Raw genomic sequence first — 1,853 nt, forward strand, 5'->3', positions numbered from 1 at the left:
TTTTTATTACTCCGAAAGTACAGCGCTTGAATCGGCTTTAATTTTTTGGCTTTGGAAACGTTGCCTTAATTGCCATTGCACTGTGCCACTCAAGCTTTCCACGCATGCGGCTAGGGGCAAAGAGGCACTGGCGCCGATAGCTACACCTTGAGGAAGCGCGCAGCCACTCCAAACTTCAGGCGATGGATCAAGGCCATCAATTACCACTCGATTTTGGAAGGCAGCCTCGTTATTTAGTGAGCCATCACTGCGAAAAGCCCTGCCACATCGCATCAACACCCAGCCACGCCAAATCGCTTCGCTTGGCTTGCCAACACTGTAGGTGGTGAGTTTGCCATCTTGATCAACTATATGCAGCACTGCTACACGGCCTGATAATCCACAAGATATAGGCAAAGTATTAATTCTGGGATCTACAACAACTGCCTTGCCTCGTTCTAAATCGCCTTTAATCAAAGCATTTGCGCGGCCTAAAGCTTCACGTTCCCGCAGGGCTCGGCTTAGGCGCAACCCAAGCGCTCCTTCACCAAAAAGAGAGTTCATTACTATCACAACAACCACTAAGCCAAGGCTGCTGGCGATCAACAACTCCAGCAAAGAAAATCCTGAAGACTTAGCCATCTGGCAGACAAGCAGCCTTGCTATACTTACCAATTCGAGTAATACCTAAAGGCAAACTAATCACCATACACCGCCGTAAATTAATACCTGAATGAGCAAGCAAAATCGTACCACCGCCAAGAACAAGGCCGTTAGGGGTAAAAATTAGTGGGGCAGCAAAATTATTACTCAGCTGTAGCTTTGAATTCACACTATCCTTCATTATTTTAACTTCTGCATCATTACAGCTAGCGAGATTCCCAAGTCCAGGAGCCTGCCATCCCGTTGGCCCAAGCTCTAAAGCGCAGGGGGCACCTTGCTGTTCCGCCTGCTTGCGGGCGCGCTCAAGACCTAGCCATAGTTCCCTACTGGCGTTTTCAAGTTCTTGACGCGCCAAAGGTTCCTGGGCGCTTACCAAGCAAATACTGCTGAGCGCGGCAGTGATTATTACAGTTACCAAAATTTCACTTAGGTTCAAATTTTACATACTCCTAAAGCTTCAAGGTTGTAGCGCCGCTCACGCCGTTGCGGCATAGGTGCAGCACTACTTAGGGCAACCAGCAATTGATCATCTTTTAGCTGCACACGCCTTTCCAATAAGACATTCTGCAGCAAAATATCGCTACTTGGCAGAAGGCCTGCTGCCTCTAATTGTGGCAGCAGACTACTTCTTTGCTGCGAAATCAAATTGAGATCGCCACAATCAATACTGTGGGCGGGCACCAAACGACGCAACACCCCTTCATCTCGCTGCAATTGTCGATCCATCCAGATTAAAATCGCTAACTGTTTTCGCCCTTGAAGGGCCATATCGTTGGTGATATTTAATAGCTGGAGGCCAGTAGTGCAAAACATTGCTAATAAAATGCTGCTTATCAATAGCTCCGTTAAGGCGAAACCGGCTTGAGTTTGGCTTCGCTGCTTAGCTGAAATGAAAGGCTTCGCATTGGCTTTCCTGCTGAGCTCAAGCGTTGCACTTTTAATTGCGCTGGGCCGTAGGCAGAACCTTGCCAGCTTTCCAGTTGAAATATTCCGGCAGCAAGGGATTGATTGGGGCTGGATTCGCCGTGACGCGCAGCAGCAACGAAAGCCATGGCAGCAGTTAAGAAGCCATCGTTTAACTGCCCCTCTTGCCAGAGCTGAATTCCTTTGGCCCTTGATTGCATCGCCATCGATTGCAGAGAAAGTGAGCTGCAAATCAATAAAGATCCCAAGATCAAAACAAGCGGCAAGGCAAAACCAGTGGTGGAGCG

The 1,853-nt window shown here is 48.5% G+C and carries 4 protein-coding genes; all 4 read right to left on the minus strand.

All coding sequences use genetic code 11. The features are described from left to right. Positions 1-6: 6 nt before the first annotated feature. The gene (locus AC2JC8_RS08110) at positions 7-621 is read right to left on the minus strand and encodes a PulJ/GspJ family protein (protein ID WP_484594488.1); all 615 of its coding nucleotides are present in this window, start codon (positions 619-621) and stop codon (positions 7-9) included. After that, the gene (locus tag AC2JC8_RS08115; RefSeq protein WP_484594489.1) at positions 614-1,078 is read right to left on the minus strand and encodes a GspH/FimT family pseudopilin; all 465 of its coding nucleotides are present in this window, start codon (positions 1,076-1,078) and stop codon (positions 614-616) included. Before AC2JC8_RS08115 ends, AC2JC8_RS08110 begins: the two co-directional genes overlap by 8 nt. After that, positions 1,075-1,455, minus strand: coding sequence for a hypothetical protein (locus AC2JC8_RS08120; RefSeq protein ID WP_484400980.1), 381 nt, complete (start codon positions 1,453-1,455; stop codon positions 1,075-1,077). The genes AC2JC8_RS08115 and AC2JC8_RS08120 overlap by 4 nt, the downstream gene beginning before the upstream one ends. A gap of 32 nt (positions 1,456-1,487) precedes the next feature. Beyond that, positions 1,488-1,853 (minus strand): hypothetical protein (locus tag AC2JC8_RS08125; RefSeq protein WP_484594490.1); only part of this gene is annotated, 366 nt, incomplete at its 5' end.

It is taken from the genome of Synechococcus sp., from assembly GCF_982614295.1.